Source organism: Bacillus cereus group sp. N24 (genome assembly GCF_016483345.1).
Taxonomy (GTDB): Bacteria; Bacillota; Bacilli; order Bacillales; family Bacillaceae_G; genus Bacillus_A; species Bacillus_A toyonensis.
The window spans coordinates 1-19,561 of the sequence record NZ_JAEHCA010000010.1 but is presented as its reverse complement, the minus strand read 5'-3'; the positions used below and the strand labels follow the sequence as shown (position 1 = coordinate 19,561).

Below are 19,561 nucleotides of genomic sequence, written 5' to 3'. Positions count from 1 at the left end.
TCATTTGCAGGATCTTTCTTTATCGGTTAACAACTTGATTTTCATTAAAAAAATGCATAACCTGTCTTTTATGATGTTTATCATGATCTACAAATTCTTTAATAATATATATAAGAGAATACGGCGTTCCAGTATGAGGACAATGTGATACTCCATTGGCAGTTACAGGTTTCTTTAGATTTCCAGCAGGCAATAAACTAAGTTCTTTTACGAGTAACTCTCTTTTTGTTTTTGCTTCTTCAAGAAGTTTCATCTTAGATATACCCGATTTGGCATAACTAGAGGCTATTTTATTATATGTATTAAAGTCAGGGAACTCCACTCCCTGTCCTTCTCTCACTGATGGTAAGACCTTACTTAAAAGACATTCATCCCAATTCATAATATGAGATACAATCTCACCAATAGTCCATTTCCCCTCTGATATTGGTGCCACCCACAATTCTTCTTTCATACCTTTCAATGTATTTAACCAAATTGAATATTCATTGAAATCATGAATAATTTTATTTTCTCCCATCATCCAATTCCCCATTCTAATAATAGATTCAAATAAATTATATCATCAACCCACATAAAAACAGAACAAAAGTTCTGTCAGGGTAGATAAATAATAATTCACTACATCCTTTTATTTAAGTTCAAATAATGGCTCGCTCCTACATATTTTTTCCCCTTCACAAATCCACCCGAAGTATAAAATTTGTCACCCTATTCCGTATCTGTATTTAAGACAACGATATTAAAATATTTTTTAGCATCACTTAAAATTCGCACTAACAGTAACCTCCCTAATCCTTTCCTTCGGTATTCTTTTGCAATATAAAATCTCCTTACCCTACCAATCTTATTATTTTTTGTATATGGATCCTCATTTAGCCCTCCAATTCCAATTAACTTTTCCCCTTGAAAAATACCATATAAATATTCTCCAGTTTTATTAAATACATTTATTTTGTTTTCATATTCATTTATTAATTTTATTAGGAAGTTAAAACCTCCTTCCTTACTGTCCTGAACGAGATGACTAATTTCATATTTCATTAAATTTTCTATTTGTTGAATATGTATATCTTTCAAGTAAATTCCCTCCCTTAATATAAAAATATATAAAAATGCTCAAGAATCATTTATTCTGAGCATTTTTATGGTTGTTACCTTATTCAATTCGTAGCATGCGTATTCTGCACTTCAGACAATATCCCCTTCAACTCCATTAAATCATCAATTACTATATCCGCACGAGCCAGTTCATCTTCTTGTGCAAAATCAAAATTGCATCCAATCGCAATTAAACCGTTATCTTTTGCTGCATTTATATCAGATAGTCGGTCTCCAACTACCGCTGCCTCTTTTATATCATATTTGTTCAAAATGTTTTTGACTAAGTCACTTTTATTTAGCGATTGTATTTGTTCAATACTACATGTTTCAGTAACCCACTGATCCAAAGCATAATAAGATACGATTGCTTGTAAGTATTCTTTTAAACCGTTACTAGCAATGTATATTGAACAATTATTTTCTTTTATGTGCATAAATACTTCTTTTACATTCGGATATAAAGCACCTTTTCCGCTCTTTATGTTTTCAATTAATCTTTCCAAAAAATATGCGTCTGTTTGTTCTCTCACTTCAATAGAATGGTCTGGTAATAACGTCTCCCAAACTTTCGGTAACGGCACACCCATAATTTCACGATACTTATCAATTGGCGTTACTGCATCCCATAATTGTAGTGACCGCAAATGATTAAAAGTATCATCTAGCGATACTTCTAAAATTTTATCTGTTTGAAATAACGTTCCGTCCATATCGAAAATTAGTGCTTGAAACATGTCATCCTCTCCTTACATAAGCTGCAAATATTCATCAATATCTTTAGAAATTTGTATAAAAGCTTTATCCCAAAATTCATAGCTTGTTATATCTATTTGAAAATGTTTTTTCATGAGCTCTTCTACTGGAGCTTTCCCTGTTTCTCGTAGAAATTCTTTATACTTTAAATGGAATGTACTTGAGTTTTGCTTCGCTATTTCTAATAAACTAAAACTTGCTAAATATCCAAATGTGTACGGATAATTGTAAAAAGGAACATCCGCAATATAAAATTGAATATATTTAATCCACACGAACGGCTGATATTCACTTAAAGCATGTCCATATGCTTCTTCTTGTGCCAATATAGATAACTTCTCAATTTCGTCAGCACTTATGGGACCTTCTTTACATTTTTCATAAAAATTCTTCTCAAATTGAAATGATGCTCGAATGGCCATAACATAATTAAAAGTATTTCTTATTTTCCAGCTAAGTAATGACCTTTTCATACCTATATACTTTGTTGTTTCGATTAAATAGTTTATGAGTACTGTTTCAAAGAAAATAGACGCTGATTCAGCTGTACTCATTGGCAAATAATCATCTAAAAAAGAAGTAGAGTGTTCAAAACTCATATTATAAAAATGCCAAGCATGTCCTAGCTCATGAGCAAGTACTCTTACACTATCTATACTCCCATCATAACGCATGGAGATTCGTGATTCTTTCTCAATGAAAAATGGAGCACAAAAACCACCTGGTGGTTTATTCTCTCTCGGTTCAGCATCTACCCATCCACTTTCTATCGCATTACGTGCAAATTCTGCTAATTCTTCATTAATATCTTTTAATGCATCATATATGTTTTGTACTGCTTCTGAAAAAGGAATAATAGCCTCATTATTTTCCTTTACTGTCATAAGTTCATGCCATGTAATGAAAGCTTTTCCGTTCTTATACACTTTTAAAACGCTGGCTAATTTATCTAGATTTTCTTCTGTCGCATCCCACATTTGTAATAATACAGTTTCAGAGATTTCATTCGCTTGGAGAGATTGTGTTAAAATCTCTCTATCCCCTATTTCGTTACTTTTTGTATTACGTAATCGCCCTATTTGATTTAATACAGTAGCAAAGATTTCTTTTTCCTTATGCAAAGCACTTGTAAGTAACTCGAATACTTCTAACCTTTCCTTTTCATTATCACTATTCATTGCAATATGATTTGCTTGACCAAATGATAATTGTTTATTATTGTGCTCTATTTCTATCTTATTTCTTAATTGTATGTACATATTTTCCCACGCATTTAGTTCATCTTTTATGAACCTAGTATTAATATTATCAGAAATTGCCACCTCACTTTGTTGTATTACTTGCTGTACTTCACTTTTTAGTTCCTTTACTTTCACAGTCAATATAGTATTGTCAGATGAAACACTTTCTTCAGCCGATCGGCAATACAAATAGTATTCTGCCTTTTCAATAGCCTGTATAAGTTTTGAAAGGATTTCCACATCCTTTGTCACTATATATTGTTCTTTCAACTCTAATATCGGAAATGTAATATCTTCACACGAATATAATCGATCTAAATCCCACCTAGCAATTTCATGCATTTTTATAGCCGCCTCCTATTTTTACAAATAGTTACAGATATTTCTCCCTACCCAATTATATATGAAACTACAATTTTTTAATATCTTTAAATATTTCGTTTTTTGATGAGCAGGACTAGATTTATATTCGTTTCTTTCACCACTCAATCACAAATAGCATAAACACATGAATGATACGATGTGTAAAAAAGACAATAAAGTTATTTACTTTTAAACCTAAAATAAGCATAACCCCGTTCTAAATTTAGGACGGGGTTAAAATATAGATGTATAATTTTCGATATAAGATACTTCACTGTACTTAAAAATATAACAATAAAGTCGTTTGAAAATCTAATTTTTATTCAACAATAGCGCCTATTGTTGAATAATGTTCAATTTTAAACGAATAAAGCCATTAATATTAAATTTTGATAGCCGTCATCCAATTTTACACCCTTTGCTTTTCTACCCTCTTCAAAAAATCCTAGATTCTTATATAACTGGATTGCACCTAGATTATCTTCCATTACCTCAAGACAAACTTTTTCAATCTTACTGTTATTTTTAGCCCAATTGATTAACGTTTCTAGAAGAGCTCTTCCAATACCATAATTTCGATATTCAGGTAGCATGGTCATCGCAAAAGCCCCTTGATGACTAATTTTTTCTTTGTTTCCGTTCTTAAAATCGATTGCACCGACTAACTTACCATCAACTTCAGCAATAAACTGTACATAATTTGGATTTTCATGATAAGCTTTTAACGTTTTTTGAATAGCATCAACACTCATCTTTTTTACACCCTCAACCGTACTTAGCATGTATGGAGCATTTATTAAAGCTTTTGAAGCAGCATTTAGCATTCTTTCTGCGTCCTGTTCTTTAGCTTCTCTAATTATTACTGTTTGTCCATCCTTAGATTTATAAGTAAAAACATTAGTTGATAATATATTACACACACCCTTTCGGAATATAATTAATCGGATTCTTTAACTATTCCACAATTCTTAAGTAAGAGAAAGTCGTATCACCTTTTCTGTAATCGCCCTCCTTTAACTTAATAACAATTATTTCAAATATTTTTAATTTTGACAAGAAATCGTTTCGTTATATAGTTCGATTGTTGAATAACATGACTGGCGTTTTTAAACAACTTTATTGTGTTTTAAACGACTTTATTGTAAATTAAACAACTTTATTATCTCTGTACACGATTACTGATATAAGTATCACTTCACCAATACCATATCGACCAATTATCACAGATTAAAAATAAAAAAGGATTGATCAAAAGATCAGTCCTTTACTCTACTTCATTTAAGAAAAATAATGTTATAACGCCAGGTCCTGTATGTGCACCGATTGCTGCTCCAATTGTATTTACGATAAATACTTCACAGCCGAATCTTTCCGTAATTAATGCTTTTAACGCTTCAGCTGTTTCTAAGTCGTCGCCATGAGTCATTGCGATTGTTTGACCTTTAAGTTCTTTCCCGCGCTCTTCCATAATATCTACAATTCGGCCAAGTACTTTCTTTTTCCCTCTTACCTTTTCAAGGGGGACAAGTTTTCCTTCTTCCACATTTAAGATCGGCTTAATGTTTAATAAACCGCCGATAAAACCTGCTACTTTACTTAAACGTCCACCTCTAACAAGGTACTGTAAGTCAGCCACAGTGAAGATATGTTCCATATGGTTCATTAAAAAAGCGACACGTTTTAAAATATCTTCTTTTGATGCGCCGTCTTTCGCCATTTTAGCAGCTTCTAAAACGACAAGCCCTTGACCAAGCGAAGCACATTTCGTATCAATAATCTCCAAATCTAAATCTGCATATGTTTCTTTTACTTCCTCTTTAATGACAATTGAAGATTGATATGTACCAGACAGTTCAGATGAAAAAGCTAAATATATACAAGGGTTACCTTCTTTTGCATAAGAAACAAATTTTTCTTGGAAAGTTTCAAGTGAAGGCAATGATGTTCTATAAACAGCGCCTTCTCTCATTTTTTGCAATAATGTAACTGACTCTAATGTAACTCCATCTAAATACTCTGTTTCTGCTTCATCATATACACGGAGTGGAATTAAATCAATATCATATGCTTGCAGCAATTCTACCGGTAAATCCGCCGCACTATCCGTAATGATTTTAACACCCATTTTTAAACCTCTATTCTGTTATAAATATAAAATAATAAAATAAAAATAGTACTTTTAAATTATATACGTAAAACTTAAATGAAGAAAGGAAAACACTTTATATTGTATGCACTATTCTCCAAAACTTGAACTGTTAATAAAAATCATGCCATTTTAACCACTTTTTCCTGAAAATATATTATGTATAATGGAAATAGTAAAAGTTTTCTGAAGGAGGATGCATATGAGTATTCAACTGGCTACATATAATGATCTAGAATGGATTAATAATCAATACGAATCAATAGGATTTGTACGGAGCGATTTAAAGCGAGATAAAGTTGCAATCATTACATACAATAATGAGTATGCAGGTGTTGGACGACTAGTCAAAATAGATGATAATACTATAGAAATGGGTGGGATTTTTATTCTCCCAAAATTTAGAGGTCTACAATTAGCTGGGGAACTTGTTTCATTTTTAGTAGAAACTGCGAAAAAATTACAAGTACAAAATGTGTATTGTCTTCCTTTTGAGGAACTAGAAAACTTTTATAAGAAATATGGCTATACTGAGGTCGATACTACGAAAGAAGTTGTCCATCCAATTATTCTAAAAAAATATAATTGGTGTTTAAAACATTATGATAAACATGTATTACTGTTTAAATTGTAAGTTTTCTATAATGGGGGTGGATACACTTTGTGTTACACCTCATGTTTTAACAAAGATTTATCCATTTCATCTATTAAAAGAATTAGTTTTTTAAAGCGATCCATCAATTGTATTTCATATCTTTCCCAAACGCTTATTAGCAAGCTCATTTACAAACTTGCTAGCATTATTTTTAAGTTTCTCTAATACATTTTCCTGAAGAAATTTTTAACTAATTGATGTAGAGATGATTAATTATCTAATCCGCACCCAAACTTCCTGTTCTTGTAACAATTGCACTGTTAATTCCAATACAAGGTTTTGTATTAACTGATACGCGTTATCATGCGGTGTACTTCGTTCCGATATAAATTCAATACATTGAAAAATATAACCTTCTACGAGTAAGCTCCCTTTTTCAATTTTAGATGGATTATTTCCTTCCCTTATTATTTTTGGTAATAAAAACTCTTTTTTTGTTAAAATAATTTCCTGTGACACCTCTTTTATTTCTATAACTTTTTCTTTAAATACCACTTTTTCTCGTAAATTAATTTCACCTTTATACTTCCCTATTTCTATTGGTAATTTCGCAGGTATATAATTATTTACTCCTCCTTCATCTTCCTTATCTAAAATTATTCCGTGTATAGGAATCCACGAAGATGTTCCTACCCAATTCTCTTCCATATTACTTTTTATTTTTTGATTAGAAAGTTCTAAAAGCACTCTCTTTTCATAAAGGTTTGAAGAAACTAAATTACAATTAACTTCTCCTTGATAATGTTGCACTGTAGTTAATAACTTAGTATCCAATTCACGACCCCTTTCATCTTTTTGATTCCGAAATACAAATACTTCTTGATTTTTCACATTCATATTAGGGAATTTTATAAAACTAGTCACATCTGAAATAATAGAAAATGGGGTTTTTACTATTTTTGAACGTACTAAGGTCTCTATTTTTGATTCTGAATCTTGACGTTTTTTCTGTGACTCTGTTTCTTTACTCTTTTTCTCGGATTTAACTGCTTCTTCTTTTTTTGACTTTGTTTTTTTACTTTCTTTCTCGGATTCAATTGTTTCTTCTTCTTTTTCCGACTCAGTTTCTTTACTTTCTTTCTCTAATTCAATTGTTTCTTCTTCTTTTTTAGACTCAGTTTCTTTACTTTTTTTCTCTAATTCAATCGCTTTATCTCCCTTTTTTGATTCTGTTTCTTTATTTTCTTTCTCTAATTCAATCGCTTTATCTCCCTTTTTTGATTCTGTTTTTTTACTTTCTTTCTTTAATTCAATTGCTTTATCTTCTTTCTCTGATTCTGTTTCTTCAATTTTTTCCTTTTTTCTTATTTCGCGTGCATCATCTTGAACATTCAGCTTTTTCCCTTTATAAACTTTGTTCCATATTTCCTGACCAACCCATGGATTTTTCATCACCATCCCCCCGTCTAATGAAATTCATAAAAATATGTTTTTTGTACGCGACCATTTCATCATTATATATGTTTTATAATAATAAAAAAGACATTGTCTTTTTATCAAAGACAATGCTTTTTTAGTTTTATACTTGTACTTGTTGTACTTGTAAAACTTTTAAAGTAAGATCTAGTACAATTTTTTCACGAAGAGTATCAAATGGTTCGTTTAGGTCTGTTGGACAAGGTGAAAAGTCTAATTCAAAAAATTGAGCGCTGACTAATTCGCAATACGGTTGTTCATTATAAAAAACTGTATTTTCGAAGAAGTATTTGTCTAAACGTGGTAGATCACCATTTTTAGGATTAATAAAGTGAGAAGTAGTATCTGAGGAAGCAGCCACTATAGCTAGTGATAGAAAATCACCAGCTGTTAAATCAGCAAAACCAGAAAATGGAACATTAGCAATGCGGTCATATAGCACTCCATTACACTCGTCATTTGCATATTCAATATTTTTACGAATATATCCTTGTACAAATAACTTTGCTCTTGTAACTCGACGGTAAGGTGTACCTGGTACTGGTTCAAATGCTACAGGAACTAACTTACATTGTGTTAAAAATGCATTTTTTAAGATACGTTTAATTTCAACCGCTGGAGGATCTAATGAAATATCAGATTCTACAACAATTTGAATTGTTCTTTCTGCTAATACAACCGGTATTTTTACAATTGGCGCTCCCGGAGTAGTAATTGGCGTTGCAGGTGCATCACTTAATGGTGTTTGGGTTTGTCCTACTACCTGACATGGTACATTAATTGGACATTGTTCACTCATATTTTATAATCTCCTTTATAATAAAATTTAGAGTTTTTTAACTCTCTTTACTGTATATGTACTTTTTCTATTAATGCGTGGGTTTGTATCATAGTCACTTTTATCAATTGCATAGTAAAAGCTTCAATTCCTCTTGATAGTTAAAAATACATAAATTAATATATGGAGCCTATACTGATATCTACCTATATAAAATAGAATTTCTCGACTTTTTTATGATAGAGCTAATAGGTGTTCCAAAATTAATTTTTCAAGAGTCTTTTATTCTATCTAACAAAGAATACATTTAATAAGAACCATCTGCCAACTTAATACTATCCACAAAACAGAACATCACGACTATTGTCCCCTTTATAAAAAATAAAAACCGGCTAAAAAAGCCGGTTTTTGTACTCAATAGATTATAAAATCTCCTTATTATTGAAATAATCATTTTATCCCCTAATATTTCCATAGGAGTTTTTAACAATGCTATCGAAACATTCCAGTCATTTATCTTTCCCTTTTTAAATTCTTTATTTTGTACAACTCTTACAATCTCTGCTCATTCATCTATTATCCACAAAATAAGTATCATACGCCTTATCAAAAACATATCCTAGCTTTTCTGCTAGTTTGGCAGATGTCGTATTCGCTGCATCCCAGTTTGGGTATTTTCCCTTTTCTAAACAATCCAATATTAACGCTGCACTCACTACGGTCGCCAAACCTTTTCTTCTATGGTTCAGATCCGTCGCAACTTCAATTTCTATCCCCTTATCGTAAATACTATACGAGGATGCACCGCATATAACTTCTCCATTATACAAAATACTATAACCTATACCTCGATTTAAATAATCTTCTACCGATTGAAATTGACTTGTAAAGTCTTCAGAAAGCTTATGTAGTGTAGAATTATTTGCAATATGCTCATCTATTCTTCTTAACTCGTATCCTTTTGGAAGTGTTGATATAAAAGATTGTAATTTTGAACGGTCAAAAACTTCCGAATTACGTTTGAATTTATAGCGTAAAAACTTATCTATTTTTCTTTCATAAAATGTTTCTAAACGCTTTTTCCATTCTTCACTATTTACGATTACTAACATTTTTTCAGGAATATTACGTAATAACTCTTCTGTTTCTTTCACATTTGGATCTCCAGTATAAAATGTGAAAATCCCTACTGTAACTTGTGCTACTGTTGGATTTTCAAGATCGTTTACCCAGGCTCTTCCCATATGTCCTTGTAAATAAGAAAGTAATATAACATTATTAAAATCTTCGAACATGGAAACTAATTTTCTTCTAGTATGTATATTCGCTTCATATATCATTTACATTCCTGCTTTCTACAAATCAATATAACTCTACATTTTCATGAGGTAACTTATACCCTTTTTACACATCCATTTATTCGGCATATAAGCAAACACCCCTTAGACTTAACTTTCATATAATTATAAATTATTCACAAATACAAAATCATTATAACATCAAATCAAAAAATAAAAATTCACTTTTTCAATTTTAAAATATATATCTTATTATCCAAATAAAACATATTTTTTGATAAAATTTTAACATATACCCAATCCAGTCGAATCACTGTAAGATTGATTTATAAATAAGCTTTTTAAGGGGGATTATAAAACGACTGATTTCTATTCTCGTCTTTCAAAAAGTGATGCCGCTGTTCTTCTAGTGGATCATCAAACTGGTCTGATTTCCAGCCTAGTGCGTGATTATGGTGTTGATGAATTCAAAAACAATGTTTTAGCTCTTGCTAATACCGCTAATTTTTTTGATTTACCGGTTATTTTAACAACTAGCTTTGAAGACGGTCCTAACGGTCCACTCATGCAGGAATTAATTGAACTATTTCCAAATGCTCCTAAAATAGCGCGTCCTGGACAAATTAATGCGTGGGACAATGAAGAATTCGTAAAAGCGATTGAGGCAACAGGTAAAAAGCAGTTAATAATTGCAGGCGTGGTTACTGATGTTTGTGTTGCGTTCCCAGCTCTATCTGCTATCAATGCAGGGTATGAGGTGTTTGTTGTAACTGATGCATCTGGAACTTTTAGTAAACAAGTTGCTGATGCCGCTCTTATGCGTATGGCTCATGGCGGGGTTCAACTAATGAACTGGTTTAGCGTTGCAGCAGAATTACAGCGTGACTGGCGAAATGATGTTGAAGGCTTTGGAGCTTTACTTGCTAAACACCTTCCAAGTTATCAAAATATCATAGGAAGCTATATGGGAGCTCAAAAGGAATTTAGTAAATAAACTACTCAACTTTTGATTAAACATGCTATCAAGTTTGGATAACTATGTAAACACAATAAAAATAGCAACAGCTATGTACATAATTAAGAAAAGGGCTGCTTCAATAGCCCTTTTCTTAATTGCTTTATCAATATTGTATGCTCTTCCGTCACTTTATTTAAATCAATTACATACTATTCCCCTAGCTTTTCTGTAATGGCTTCTTTCATATTTTGCTGCAAAAGACCGCATTATAGGAGATTATCCATAACAAATCATAGTGCAACTAACCACTCTATTTACTTCTAACACCGTACATACGACAAAAGTGATTTTCCCGCCATTATAATACTCCTATTATATGTAAAAACCCTCCTGTATTTTAAGAGGGTTAATCAATAGATACGTTATAACTCCTTCTTAGAAATAAAGGATTCCGTCTCACCATTTTTATATACTTTAGTCAATTTAACAACTGATTTGTACGTGTTATCGTCATCCTTTATCATTTTTTTCAGCTCTTCTATTTCAGCATTACCAGTTCCACTCTCTATTTTTAAGCAATTCGAAATGGAAAGGTATCCGCTTGATGCCAATATAAAAATAAAAATCGCATCAGGAAAATTAATAAATAACAATCCGTAGTTTAAAGGATCTCCAGCTGGATGCGATAAAAGCAGTCGAAAACCTACCAGTTCAGGCACTTGAACGAAATCTTTAGAAACAATTGCCTCACCTACTATAGTAATTTGCTTTACTACATTCCCGAGTTCATCTGTAAATTCAGTACATCTAGGTGGATTAATTGTGGTTGCTTGGAAAGACACATTTAATTCAGGATTGTTAAAATCAAAAAAGATTGTACTACCCTCCGTTAAACATTGCGGGCAAACATTTCCTAGCAAGCTAAAGTCCTCTTCAATATATTTAACTTTCGATTTACAACTACACACTTTTCCTATTCGAATTGCATCAATCTTTGAACAGTCTACAAATATTACCTCATTGTCTTGTTGTACAAATGATACAATGCCCTTCCTCTTGTTAAATGAAAGAAAATAAGATACATCGATTTCGTTTCCAGCTATTACGATACTTTCAACTTGAGTAAAAGGTTCTAGACTTTGTAAAAATTCACATATACTATTTTGGCAACACCCACAATTTCGTTTCGGCTCGCAATCCACTTACATTCAATCCCTTCCCTATATGTTTTTATCTAATACATATAATATGAGCGGAAGATAACAAAAGCTTGGACAATATAATATTAACATAAGGAGATAGTTAACTACTCATTAGATTAATAAGGGAATTACACCAATAATAAGTAATAACACATATTTTTTACTATAAATACATATAACAATTTCATCTTTCATGAAAAAAACGTTATAATAAGGTGTAGCCTCTACGATTACGTTATAAAGGAGATTAAAACAATGGCTAAAATTAAAGTATATCAAGCAAAAGAAGAAAATATGGACGCAGTAAAAAACATCATTGATGTTGAGGAACAAAACCCAACTGCTGAAAACTTACAAAATCTATACGCATGTGTATTAGAAACTGAAGATATGGCATTGCCTGAATCATACATTGAAGAAGATATCTTAATTGATTCTATGGAAGTTATGGTTAATGCTTCTCAAAGCAAACTAAGAGACTTAGGTACATATGATGTAATCGAAGTTCAAAACAAAGGTAAAAAAACACAAATTTTATTATTAGCAGACGAAGAATACGAAATCATCGAAGGCTAATTTAACACCGTACATACGACAAAAGCTCCTTTCAAATTTGAAAGGAGCTTTTTCATTAAGATTTTGATGCTTTACTCTTTATATTCTTTTGTTCTTTCTGAAATACCATGCGTTCATTTCCCATAAAGAAAATGAATACGAATGCTAAACCAGCTGGTACCAATGCCCACATGAATGTTTGAACAATTGAACTAGAAAGAGCGTCAATAATTTTATCTAATATTTGTGGCGGAATTTGAGATCTAGCCGATTCTGATAAAATGGCTCTTGAATCTCCTACAGCATTTGAATTCATTCCCCCGCTCATACCTTTAAATGCTTCTTCTAATTGATCTTGGAAACCTGTTCTTTGAATCATTCCGAAGATGGTAATACCAAGTGTCATACCTAATGAACGAATAAAGTTACTCGTTGAGGTCGCAGATCCGCGCTGTTCCATACCGAAGTTGTGAATTGAAGCCATGCTTAGTACAGAGAATGAGAAACCAACTCCGAATCCGATAATAATCATGTAAACAGTTAATAATGCCCGACTTGTTTCTGGCGTTAACGTGCTTAATAAGAATAATCCGATTAGCATAATAACAGCAGAAATAATCATAATGTTTCGGTAGCTAAGCTTTGTCGTTAAAAATCCGCCTAACTGTGCTGTTACGACTGACCCTAACATCATCGGTAAAAGTAACAATCCTGAGTTTGTTGCAGTCCCACCATATACACCTTGAATAAATAACGGAATGTACACAGTTGCTGACATAAATGCAGCTCCGTAACATAATGCAATAATTGTACTCATTCCAAACAGACGTTGTTTAAACATCTCAAATGAAATGATTGGCTCTTCTACTTTTCGTTCGATATAAATAAATGCGATTATTAAAATAGCGAATCCAGCAAATAAACTTAAAATAAAGCTAGAATCCCAATCATATTTTTGTCCGCCAAGTTCAAGTGCAAACATTAAAGAAACTACTGCACCAACTAAAGTAATTGCGCCGAACCAATCAATTTTTTGTTTTCTATGAACTCGTGATTCTTTATAAAAGAATGTAATAAAAATAAGTGCTAAAATGCCAAGCGGTAAGTTAATATAAAATACCCAGTGCCAACTAATATAATCTGTAATATATGCGCCAAGTAATGGCCCGAAAATACTTGATAATCCAAATACTGCTCCGAATAATCCACCCATTTTCCCGCGCTTTTCAGGTGGAAAAATATCAAACACGATAGTAAACGCGATCGGCACTAATGCCCCGCCGCCAATACCTTGAATGGCACGATAAATGCCTAATTGTGTAATATTTTCAGCAGTCCCACAAAGTGCCGAACCAATCATAAAGACGATTAAACCGAAAATAAAGAATCTCTTTCTTCCATACATATCTGATAGTTTACCGAAAATCGGCATACCTGCCATTTCTGCGACCATATAGGCAGAAACGACCCATACAAAGTTTTCAAGACCTCCTAAGTCACCAACGATCGTTCCCATCGCTGTTACGACAATGGTATTATCCATTGATGCCATTAAAATACCTAGCAATAAGCCCGCCACAATAAAGCCAAGCTTATTATTCTTCTCAACCATATCTCTTGCTCTCCCTCGCATTACTTATATTTGTTTATGTTCTTTTACGACTGCATTACCTTTTTGGTTAAAACTAGTATGATATTCCACAACACTAATTTCACAGCCAGGACCAATTGTAACATTGTTTCCTCTTACTACTTCAGCAATTGTATGTTCTAAATAAATATCATCCCCTTCTACAATTGAAGTTTGGAGGTTTCCAGCATGACTAGTAAAAGGAATAAATCTTGATTTCTTACGCACTGTAATCTTTTTGCCACCGATTTCTCTTACTTTACTTCCTTCATAACGAAGTGAGATTTCAATATGTTCAGCATTAAGCAAACCATCACTTTCAAGACCACCAGTTAGTGATAATTCTTCTACTTCAATATCTCCCTTCACATTTAAAGCACCTTTCACATCTACGAAATCACCTGAAAACTTCCCTGTAACATCTATCATACCTCTAACTTTTGTTTTTTCAATATGAGCATCACCATGCATTTGTGTATTACCATATACTTTTACGTATGCTGCATCTACATTTCCTTGTACTTCACTATCTCCATACACGACATAGTTTTTAACTTTCATATTGCCACGCACATCACTTGTACCGTATGTTTTAAACTCATTACAACTCATATCATTCGTAATTGTTCCTTCACCGCGAATCTTCACTTTGTTATAATCTCCGCCCGCTGAATTACCGGAACCATTTACTGTGAGACTATGTTGATGTTCCATACTGATTACTCCCCTCCGTTAAACTTGCTTAATTTCTTTTACATTTGCGCTTTTATCAACAGTAATAACACCGCTATATTCGATCAGTTCAATCTCACAGTTCGGTCCTACTGTTACATTGTTTCCTCTTACTGTTTTTATGTGAGCATAATCAATATCGATATTGTCACCTTCTAACAATTCAGCTTCTAACTGCAAGCCAAATACTGATTTAAACAGTCTACTAAATGTACTCAATCTATGTCTTACTTTAATCGTTTGGCCGCCAATTTCTTTCGCTCTACATGTACCGTGAATATTTATATTAATCTCATCTGCGCTTAATAAACCACCGATTGTAAATTGTCCTTCTGAAGAAAAAATATCAACTTCACAATTCCCATCAATCGTCGCTTGACCGTTGATTTTAAATTCTTCACCCTTAACATTTCCACCTATCGTACCTTTTCCTGCAATTTTTAAACTATTCGCCTTTACATCTTGTGTAATTGTTGCTTTCCCATCAATTCGTATCGTTTCTGCATTAACTGTACCATCGACTTTACCTGATCCACTAATTCTTGCATTGCTACTGTTCAAATCACCAGTTACTGCACCATAACCATTACATTGAAATTCATCACATTCAACATTTCCGTTTACAGTGCCTTTTCCATTTAGTTGTACTTTATGAAATTCACCGCCATTGGATGAACCGTAACCATTTATAATTAAATTTTCTGTACGCATTATTTCTCCTCCACTACAACAGTTTAGTTTTTAATGCTTCGGTATACTTCATAATCGCTTCTCGTAAAACAATCTTCGTTCCCTTTTCAAAAATTAAATCCTCAATATTTGATACTAAGAAACATGTAGAAATTCCTATTTTTCGAATCATAACTAAATCACAATTTTTATGTTTGATTGCTTCATAATTTTCTCGTAAAACTTGCAGAACCATTTTACCTTCTTCTAAACTAACTTCTCCTGATTGTAGTAACTCTTCTAACATATATACATAAAGAATATCTACAAATCGAAAGTCTGCCGTTTTGTTCGTTTGCTCAATAAAAAATTGTAAAACAGGTTCTGATGTAATCCCTTTACGGATGAGATCTTCTTTCGTTAAAAGGATTTCTGTCACACTCGGTGAAAACATATTTGCTAATTCATCTAGTGATAAATCTTCTTTCATCGTTTGGATTTTATCAATACGCTCTAAAATCTTTTCTTTCGGAAAAAATGTCTCTTGACCAGTGAATGTTGACTTTCGTACAAACCAATCTTCCGGAATTAAATTTTTTCTCTTCCACCTATATAACTGTCCGTATGAAATACCTGTAAGCTCTAATAAATCTTTTTTTGAAATTAAATCTGTACTCAACTGTGTAACACTCCTTCCTAATAATAATGTAACATAACACTGTTACGCTGTAAATGGAATTAGACTACAAGTAGCATAACAATGTGTAAAACAAACTTGTTTTACATAGAAAAAAGGCTCTGACACATCTTCTGAAAAATGCGTAAGAACCTATATATATCAAGACTTAAACCATATTTCATAAAAATCAATCCAACCTTGCGAATTAATCATTATATTTTGTACTTTTTCATGTGTACTTACCTCTTGTTTGTTACGATATAAAGGAATAATATGAATTTGACGTAACAATGTGTCCTCGAGATCGCGTAACAGTGTAACTCTTTTCTCTACTTGTTCTTGTTTAAAATAAGGGGACAACATTTCGTGAAAGTTCATGCTGCTATGCCCATGAATAAAACTGTTTTTTGTCAGAAACATATATAGCAAACTATCTTCTATTCGTTCGCTAATTGTTGCGCTATCATGCATGATATCAGCTTTTTGTATCGTACTTATTTGCAATAGTTCTTCTATTTCAAGAAAATTTATTTCTACACAAATTCCATATTTCGCACACTCTTTTTGTATCCATTGTGCATCTTCAACGTGATCTCGTCCTTTAAATGTATACATTTGTAGCACTTCATTATGATAAATACTTCTTTTCATTAAACTTTCTATATCTTCCTCTATCTCTACTATGCTGGCCTTTGCTGATATTAGTTCCTTTGCCACTTCTCCACGTTCTCCACCGAGTTCTTGAACGATTATATCGCCATGAATGATTTTATATAACGCTTTCCGAAATAACTTATCTTGCATTGGTCCTTCTTTCGTAAGATTGCATGTTATATAAGTCACGTTCGACTCAAGTCGAGACAGTTCTTTATTATGTTTCTCTTTATCTTTATACTGCGCCTTTACTAAAACATCATACGTATCTACACTTTGTTCTACATTCCATAACTCAACGCGATCTAGAAAAGGTCTCTCACGAAAATATAAATGATGCGCTTCTAGTATAAACAGATCTTCATTACTTTTGTATAACTGAAAAGGTCCTGTCCCCATTAATTTTCCTGCTTCATCTTCACTTACGATAGAACACTGTTCTAAACTTAGCATATGTAAAAACATCATATTTTCCGTATGTAATTTAATTTCTAAAACATATTCACCTACTGCATGAAAACTTTCCACATGCTGTAACATCCATGCGTGCGGGTTGTCTACAGCTGTCATAAATCGATTCAATGAATATATAACATCATTTGCAGTAAGTTGTTTTCCGTTATGAAAGTGAACTCCTTTTCGTAAATAAAATGTCCATATTTTTTCTGCATCATTATATTCCCAGTGAAAAGCAAGTCTCGGCTCTATAGCAGTTCTTTCTTCATTGATATATACGATTGTATCAAAAATATGTTTAACCATATGACATTCCGAGCGCATTGTAGCGTAAACTGGATCTAAAACGATGTCCAGATTCATTTGTACTTGTAAACGGAGTACATCTTTTCTCCCTTCAGATGTCATTTCAATTTTATGACCAAATATAGAATCAACCCAAGACTGATATTCTCCCTTTACTGATGGAAAATGTGCGCTATAGCGTTCCACAAATGAGATCCCGCTTTTCACATCCCCTTTTTTCGTTATTTCTTTTCCTCTATCTAAAATCAATGGTGCCGGATGCTTTTTAAATATTAACTTAGAACGATTTCCTCTCCCGCGACCTGGAAACCAAGCGATCCAATATAACTCTTCTAATTTTTTTATAATTAATTTACTATTACGCTCTGTACAAAATAAAGTTTCAGATATATTTTGCACTGTTATTTCAAATTGTTCTCCTTCTCGTTTCCCTTTCCCATAGGCAATCCATAGTTCAATGTATTGATCTAATATAAACATCATAATCCCCCTAAAAGGTGAAAAATACTCCCTTTTATTTCTACCCTTTTTCCATTTCTCCTTTCATCTTATCATTTCAATATAGAAAGGAGGAAATCATTTTGAACCATCTCTTACTACGTTACAATAAACCGATTATCATTAGACTGTGTGGTGAATTATTAACCCGAACAACGGAATCAATGTTAGCCCTCATTATGATTATATACGTTAATAAGATGTTAAACGGCAATATAATGATGACTATGCTTATTTTCGGACTACAACCACTTTCAGACATTGTCTTTACACTTATTGCTGGAGGCGTTACTGATAAATATGGGAGAAGAAAAATTATGTTACTCGGCCTATTGCTGCAAGGTGTTGCAATCGGTAGTTTTATTTTTGCTCAATCCATTTTTATATTTGCACTGTTATACGTCATTAATGGTATTGGTCGTTCTTTATACATTCCAGCTCAACGTGCGCAAATTGCCGATTTAACAAAACAAAAGCAGCAAGCAGAAATTTTTGCTCTCCTGCAAACGATGGGAGCAATTGGATCCGTAATCGGTCCTTTAATTGGTGCTATCTTTTATACTACTCACCCTGAATATTTATTTATGATGCAAAGTATTACACTTATGATATATGCAATAGTTGTTTGGACGCAGCTCCCAGAAACTGCTCCAGCAATTACAACGCCAAAACAAACACTTGAAGTAGCATCATCTCCAAAACAATTTGTACACAAACATTACGCTGTATTTGGACTTATGGCTTCTACACTTCCTATTAGCTTTTTCTATGCACAAACGGAAACAAATTATCGTATTTTCGCAGAACATGTATTTCCAAATTTCGTATTCATACTCGCATTTATTTCAACTTGCAAAGCCATTTTGGAAATCATTCTACAAATTTTCCTTGTAAAATGGTCTAAACGATTTTCCATGACGAAAATCATCCTTATTTCTTACGCCTGCTATACGATAGCCGCAATTGGCTACGGGCTTTCAGCAACAATCTCGTCACTATTTTTCACATTACTCTTCTTAGTCATTGGAGAAAGTATGGCTTTAAACCATTTATTGCGATTCGTTTCAGAGATCGCTCCTACAGATAAACGTGGATTGTATTTTTCGATTTATGGTATACACTGGGATATATCTCGAACGTGCGGTCCTGTTATTGGTGCAGTATTATTAAGTAAACTAAACGGTAATATGCTATTTTATATTTGTGCTTGTTTCTTAATAGTTGGAGGTATTGTTCAGGCACTTTTTGTTCAAAATTTAGAACGTAAAAAAATAAAGGGAAATGTCCAAAAAGATAATTCGCAACATACCCCTCAAGTTTTATAGGATGCTACTTTTTTAATAAATCGATATCTCTTATTGGATGAATTATAAAAAACGTTATCCTTCCCTATGGAGTGAACCCTGAGAATGAGACGATAAAAAACACCTCTCTAAATCGTAAGTATCAGTTATGATTTTAGTGGAGG

At 32.6% G+C, this 19,561-nt stretch carries 18 protein-coding genes and 1 pseudogene; 4 read left to right on the top strand and 15 right to left on the bottom strand.

Going from position 1 to position 19,561, the window contains the following annotated elements; all coding sequences use genetic code 11:
• Nucleotides 1-19: 19 nt before the first annotated feature.
• The 6 genes and pseudogenes from JDS95_RS15865 to JDS95_RS15840 form a co-directional block, all read right to left on the bottom strand.
• Entirely contained in the window at nt 20-520 is a 501-nt protein-coding gene (locus JDS95_RS15865) for a DinB family protein (protein ID WP_000504404.1), read from the bottom strand.
• Nucleotides 521-621: 101 nt separating this feature from the next.
• Nucleotides 622-1,080: pseudogene (locus JDS95_RS15860) on the bottom strand (GNAT family N-acetyltransferase).
• A gap of 83 nt (nt 1,081-1,163) precedes the next feature.
• Nucleotides 1,164-1,838, bottom strand: a complete 675-nt coding sequence (locus JDS95_RS15855; RefSeq protein ID WP_085450279.1) for an HAD family hydrolase — start codon at nt 1,836-1,838, stop codon at nt 1,164-1,166.
• Nucleotides 1,839-1,850: 12 nt separating this feature from the next.
• On the bottom strand, nt 1,851-3,440 hold the full coding sequence (locus tag JDS95_RS15850) for a M3 family metallopeptidase (RefSeq protein WP_199690662.1): 1,590 nt from the start codon (nt 3,438-3,440) through the stop codon (nt 1,851-1,853).
• Between the two features lie 380 nt (nt 3,441-3,820).
• A complete protein-coding gene (locus JDS95_RS15845; protein ID WP_199690660.1) occupies nt 3,821-4,381 on the bottom strand; it encodes a GNAT family N-acetyltransferase in 561 nt (186 codons plus the stop codon).
• Between the two features lie 344 nt (nt 4,382-4,725).
• On the bottom strand, nt 4,726-5,586 hold the full coding sequence (locus JDS95_RS15840) for a DegV family protein (RefSeq protein ID WP_000538270.1): 861 nt from the start codon (nt 5,584-5,586) through the stop codon (nt 4,726-4,728).
• 223 nt (nt 5,587-5,809) lie between these two features.
• Here JDS95_RS15840 and JDS95_RS15835 point away from each other — a divergent pair, with 223 nt between their 5' ends.
• Nucleotides 5,810-6,241, top strand: coding sequence for a GNAT family N-acetyltransferase (locus JDS95_RS15835; protein ID WP_000027173.1), 432 nt, complete (start codon nt 5,810-5,812; stop codon nt 6,239-6,241).
• A 234-nt stretch (nt 6,242-6,475) separates the two neighbouring features.
• Here the strand turns inward: JDS95_RS15835 and JDS95_RS15830 are convergent, their stop codons facing one another.
• The 3 genes from JDS95_RS15830 to JDS95_RS15820 form a co-directional block, all read right to left on the bottom strand.
• A complete protein-coding gene (locus tag JDS95_RS15830) occupies nt 6,476-7,654 on the bottom strand; it encodes a BC_2427 family protein (protein ID WP_000795517.1) in 1,179 nt (392 codons plus the stop codon).
• Between the two features lie 127 nt (nt 7,655-7,781).
• Entirely contained in the window at nt 7,782-8,477 is a 696-nt protein-coding gene (locus JDS95_RS15825) for a CsxC family protein (protein ID WP_001294998.1), read from the bottom strand.
• 548 nt (nt 8,478-9,025) lie between these two features.
• Complete coding sequence (locus tag JDS95_RS15820) at nt 9,026-9,796, bottom strand: GNAT family N-acetyltransferase (protein ID WP_000638742.1); 771 nt, start codon at nt 9,794-9,796, stop codon at nt 9,026-9,028.
• Nucleotides 9,797-10,082: 286 nt separating this feature from the next.
• Here JDS95_RS15820 and ycaC point away from each other — a divergent pair, with 286 nt between their 5' ends.
• Entirely contained in the window at nt 10,083-10,748 is a 666-nt protein-coding gene (ycaC, locus tag JDS95_RS15815; protein ID WP_050426849.1) for an isochorismate family cysteine hydrolase YcaC, read from the top strand.
• Nucleotides 10,749-11,134: 386 nt separating this feature from the next.
• Here the strand turns inward: ycaC and JDS95_RS15810 are convergent, their stop codons facing one another.
• Nucleotides 11,135-11,914, bottom strand: coding sequence for a BC_2878 family exosporium-associated protein (locus tag JDS95_RS15810; protein WP_000340389.1), 780 nt, complete (start codon nt 11,912-11,914; stop codon nt 11,135-11,137).
• A gap of 255 nt (nt 11,915-12,169) precedes the next feature.
• Between JDS95_RS15810 and JDS95_RS15805 the strand changes: the two genes are divergently transcribed.
• Nucleotides 12,170-12,490 (top strand): hypothetical protein, encoded by a 321-nt coding sequence (locus JDS95_RS15805; protein WP_001062729.1) that lies wholly within the window; start codon nt 12,170-12,172, stop codon nt 12,488-12,490.
• Nucleotides 12,491-12,545: 55 nt separating this feature from the next.
• On the opposite strand, the gene JDS95_RS15800 is transcribed toward JDS95_RS15805, so the two are convergent.
• From JDS95_RS15800 to JDS95_RS15780, 5 genes are all read right to left on the bottom strand, one after another.
• Entirely contained in the window at nt 12,546-14,081 is a 1,536-nt protein-coding gene (locus JDS95_RS15800; protein ID WP_000229600.1) for an MDR family MFS transporter, read from the bottom strand.
• Between the two features lie 24 nt (nt 14,082-14,105).
• Nucleotides 14,106-14,813, bottom strand: a complete 708-nt coding sequence (locus JDS95_RS15795; protein WP_000401018.1) for a polymer-forming cytoskeletal protein — start codon at nt 14,811-14,813, stop codon at nt 14,106-14,108.
• Between the two features lie 18 nt (nt 14,814-14,831).
• Entirely contained in the window at nt 14,832-15,542 is a 711-nt protein-coding gene (locus tag JDS95_RS15790; protein WP_001258572.1) for a bactofilin family protein, read from the bottom strand.
• A gap of 13 nt (nt 15,543-15,555) precedes the next feature.
• Nucleotides 15,556-16,179, bottom strand: coding sequence for a YhbD family protein (locus JDS95_RS15785; RefSeq protein ID WP_000102264.1), 624 nt, complete (start codon nt 16,177-16,179; stop codon nt 15,556-15,558).
• Between the two features lie 159 nt (nt 16,180-16,338).
• On the bottom strand, nt 16,339-18,075 hold the full coding sequence (locus JDS95_RS15780) for an ABC transporter substrate-binding protein (protein ID WP_000470214.1): 1,737 nt from the start codon (nt 18,073-18,075) through the stop codon (nt 16,339-16,341).
• Nucleotides 18,076-18,176: 101 nt separating this feature from the next.
• On the opposite strand from JDS95_RS15780, the gene JDS95_RS15775 reads away from it, so the two are divergent.
• Complete coding sequence (locus JDS95_RS15775) at nt 18,177-19,418, top strand: MDR family MFS transporter (RefSeq protein ID WP_001016143.1); 1,242 nt, start codon at nt 18,177-18,179, stop codon at nt 19,416-19,418.
• Nucleotides 19,419-19,561 lie beyond the last annotated feature (143 nt).

Excerpts from the sequence above, each read along its gene's own strand:
- JDS95_RS15835 (WP_000027173.1), top strand. The coding sequence starts at position 5,810 with ATGAGTATTCAACTGGCTACATATAATGATCTAGAATGGATTAATAAT.
- JDS95_RS15800 (WP_000229600.1), bottom strand. The coding sequence starts at position 14,081 with ATGGTTGAGAAGAATAATAAGCTTGGCTTTATTGTGGCGGGCTTATTG.
- JDS95_RS15850 (WP_199690662.1), bottom strand. The coding sequence starts at position 3,440 with ATGCATGAAATTGCTAGGTGGGATTTAGATCGATTATATTCGTGTGAA.
- JDS95_RS15840 (WP_000538270.1), bottom strand. The coding sequence starts at position 5,586 with ATGGGTGTTAAAATCATTACGGATAGTGCGGCGGATTTACCGGTAGAA.
- JDS95_RS15780 (WP_000470214.1), bottom strand. The coding sequence starts at position 18,075 with ATGTTTATATTAGATCAATACATTGAACTATGGATTGCCTATGGGAAA.
- JDS95_RS15855 (WP_085450279.1), bottom strand. The coding sequence starts at position 1,838 with ATGTTTCAAGCACTAATTTTCGATATGGACGGAACGTTATTTCAAACA.
- JDS95_RS15820 (WP_000638742.1), bottom strand. The coding sequence starts at position 9,796 with ATGATATATGAAGCGAATATACATACTAGAAGAAAATTAGTTTCCATG.
- JDS95_RS15790 (WP_001258572.1), bottom strand. The coding sequence starts at position 15,542 with ATGCGTACAGAAAATTTAATTATAAATGGTTACGGTTCATCCAATGGC.
- JDS95_RS15795 (WP_000401018.1), bottom strand. The coding sequence starts at position 14,813 with ATGGAACATCAACATAGTCTCACAGTAAATGGTTCCGGTAATTCAGCG.
- JDS95_RS15805 (WP_001062729.1), top strand. The coding sequence starts at position 12,170 with ATGGCTAAAATTAAAGTATATCAAGCAAAAGAAGAAAATATGGACGCA.
- JDS95_RS15865 (WP_000504404.1), bottom strand. The coding sequence starts at position 520 with ATGGGAGAAAATAAAATTATTCATGATTTCAATGAATATTCAATTTGG.
- JDS95_RS15830 (WP_000795517.1), bottom strand. The coding sequence starts at position 7,654 with ATGAAAAATCCATGGGTTGGTCAGGAAATATGGAACAAAGTTTATAAA.
- JDS95_RS15825 (WP_001294998.1), bottom strand. The coding sequence starts at position 8,477 with ATGAGTGAACAATGTCCAATTAATGTACCATGTCAGGTAGTAGGACAA.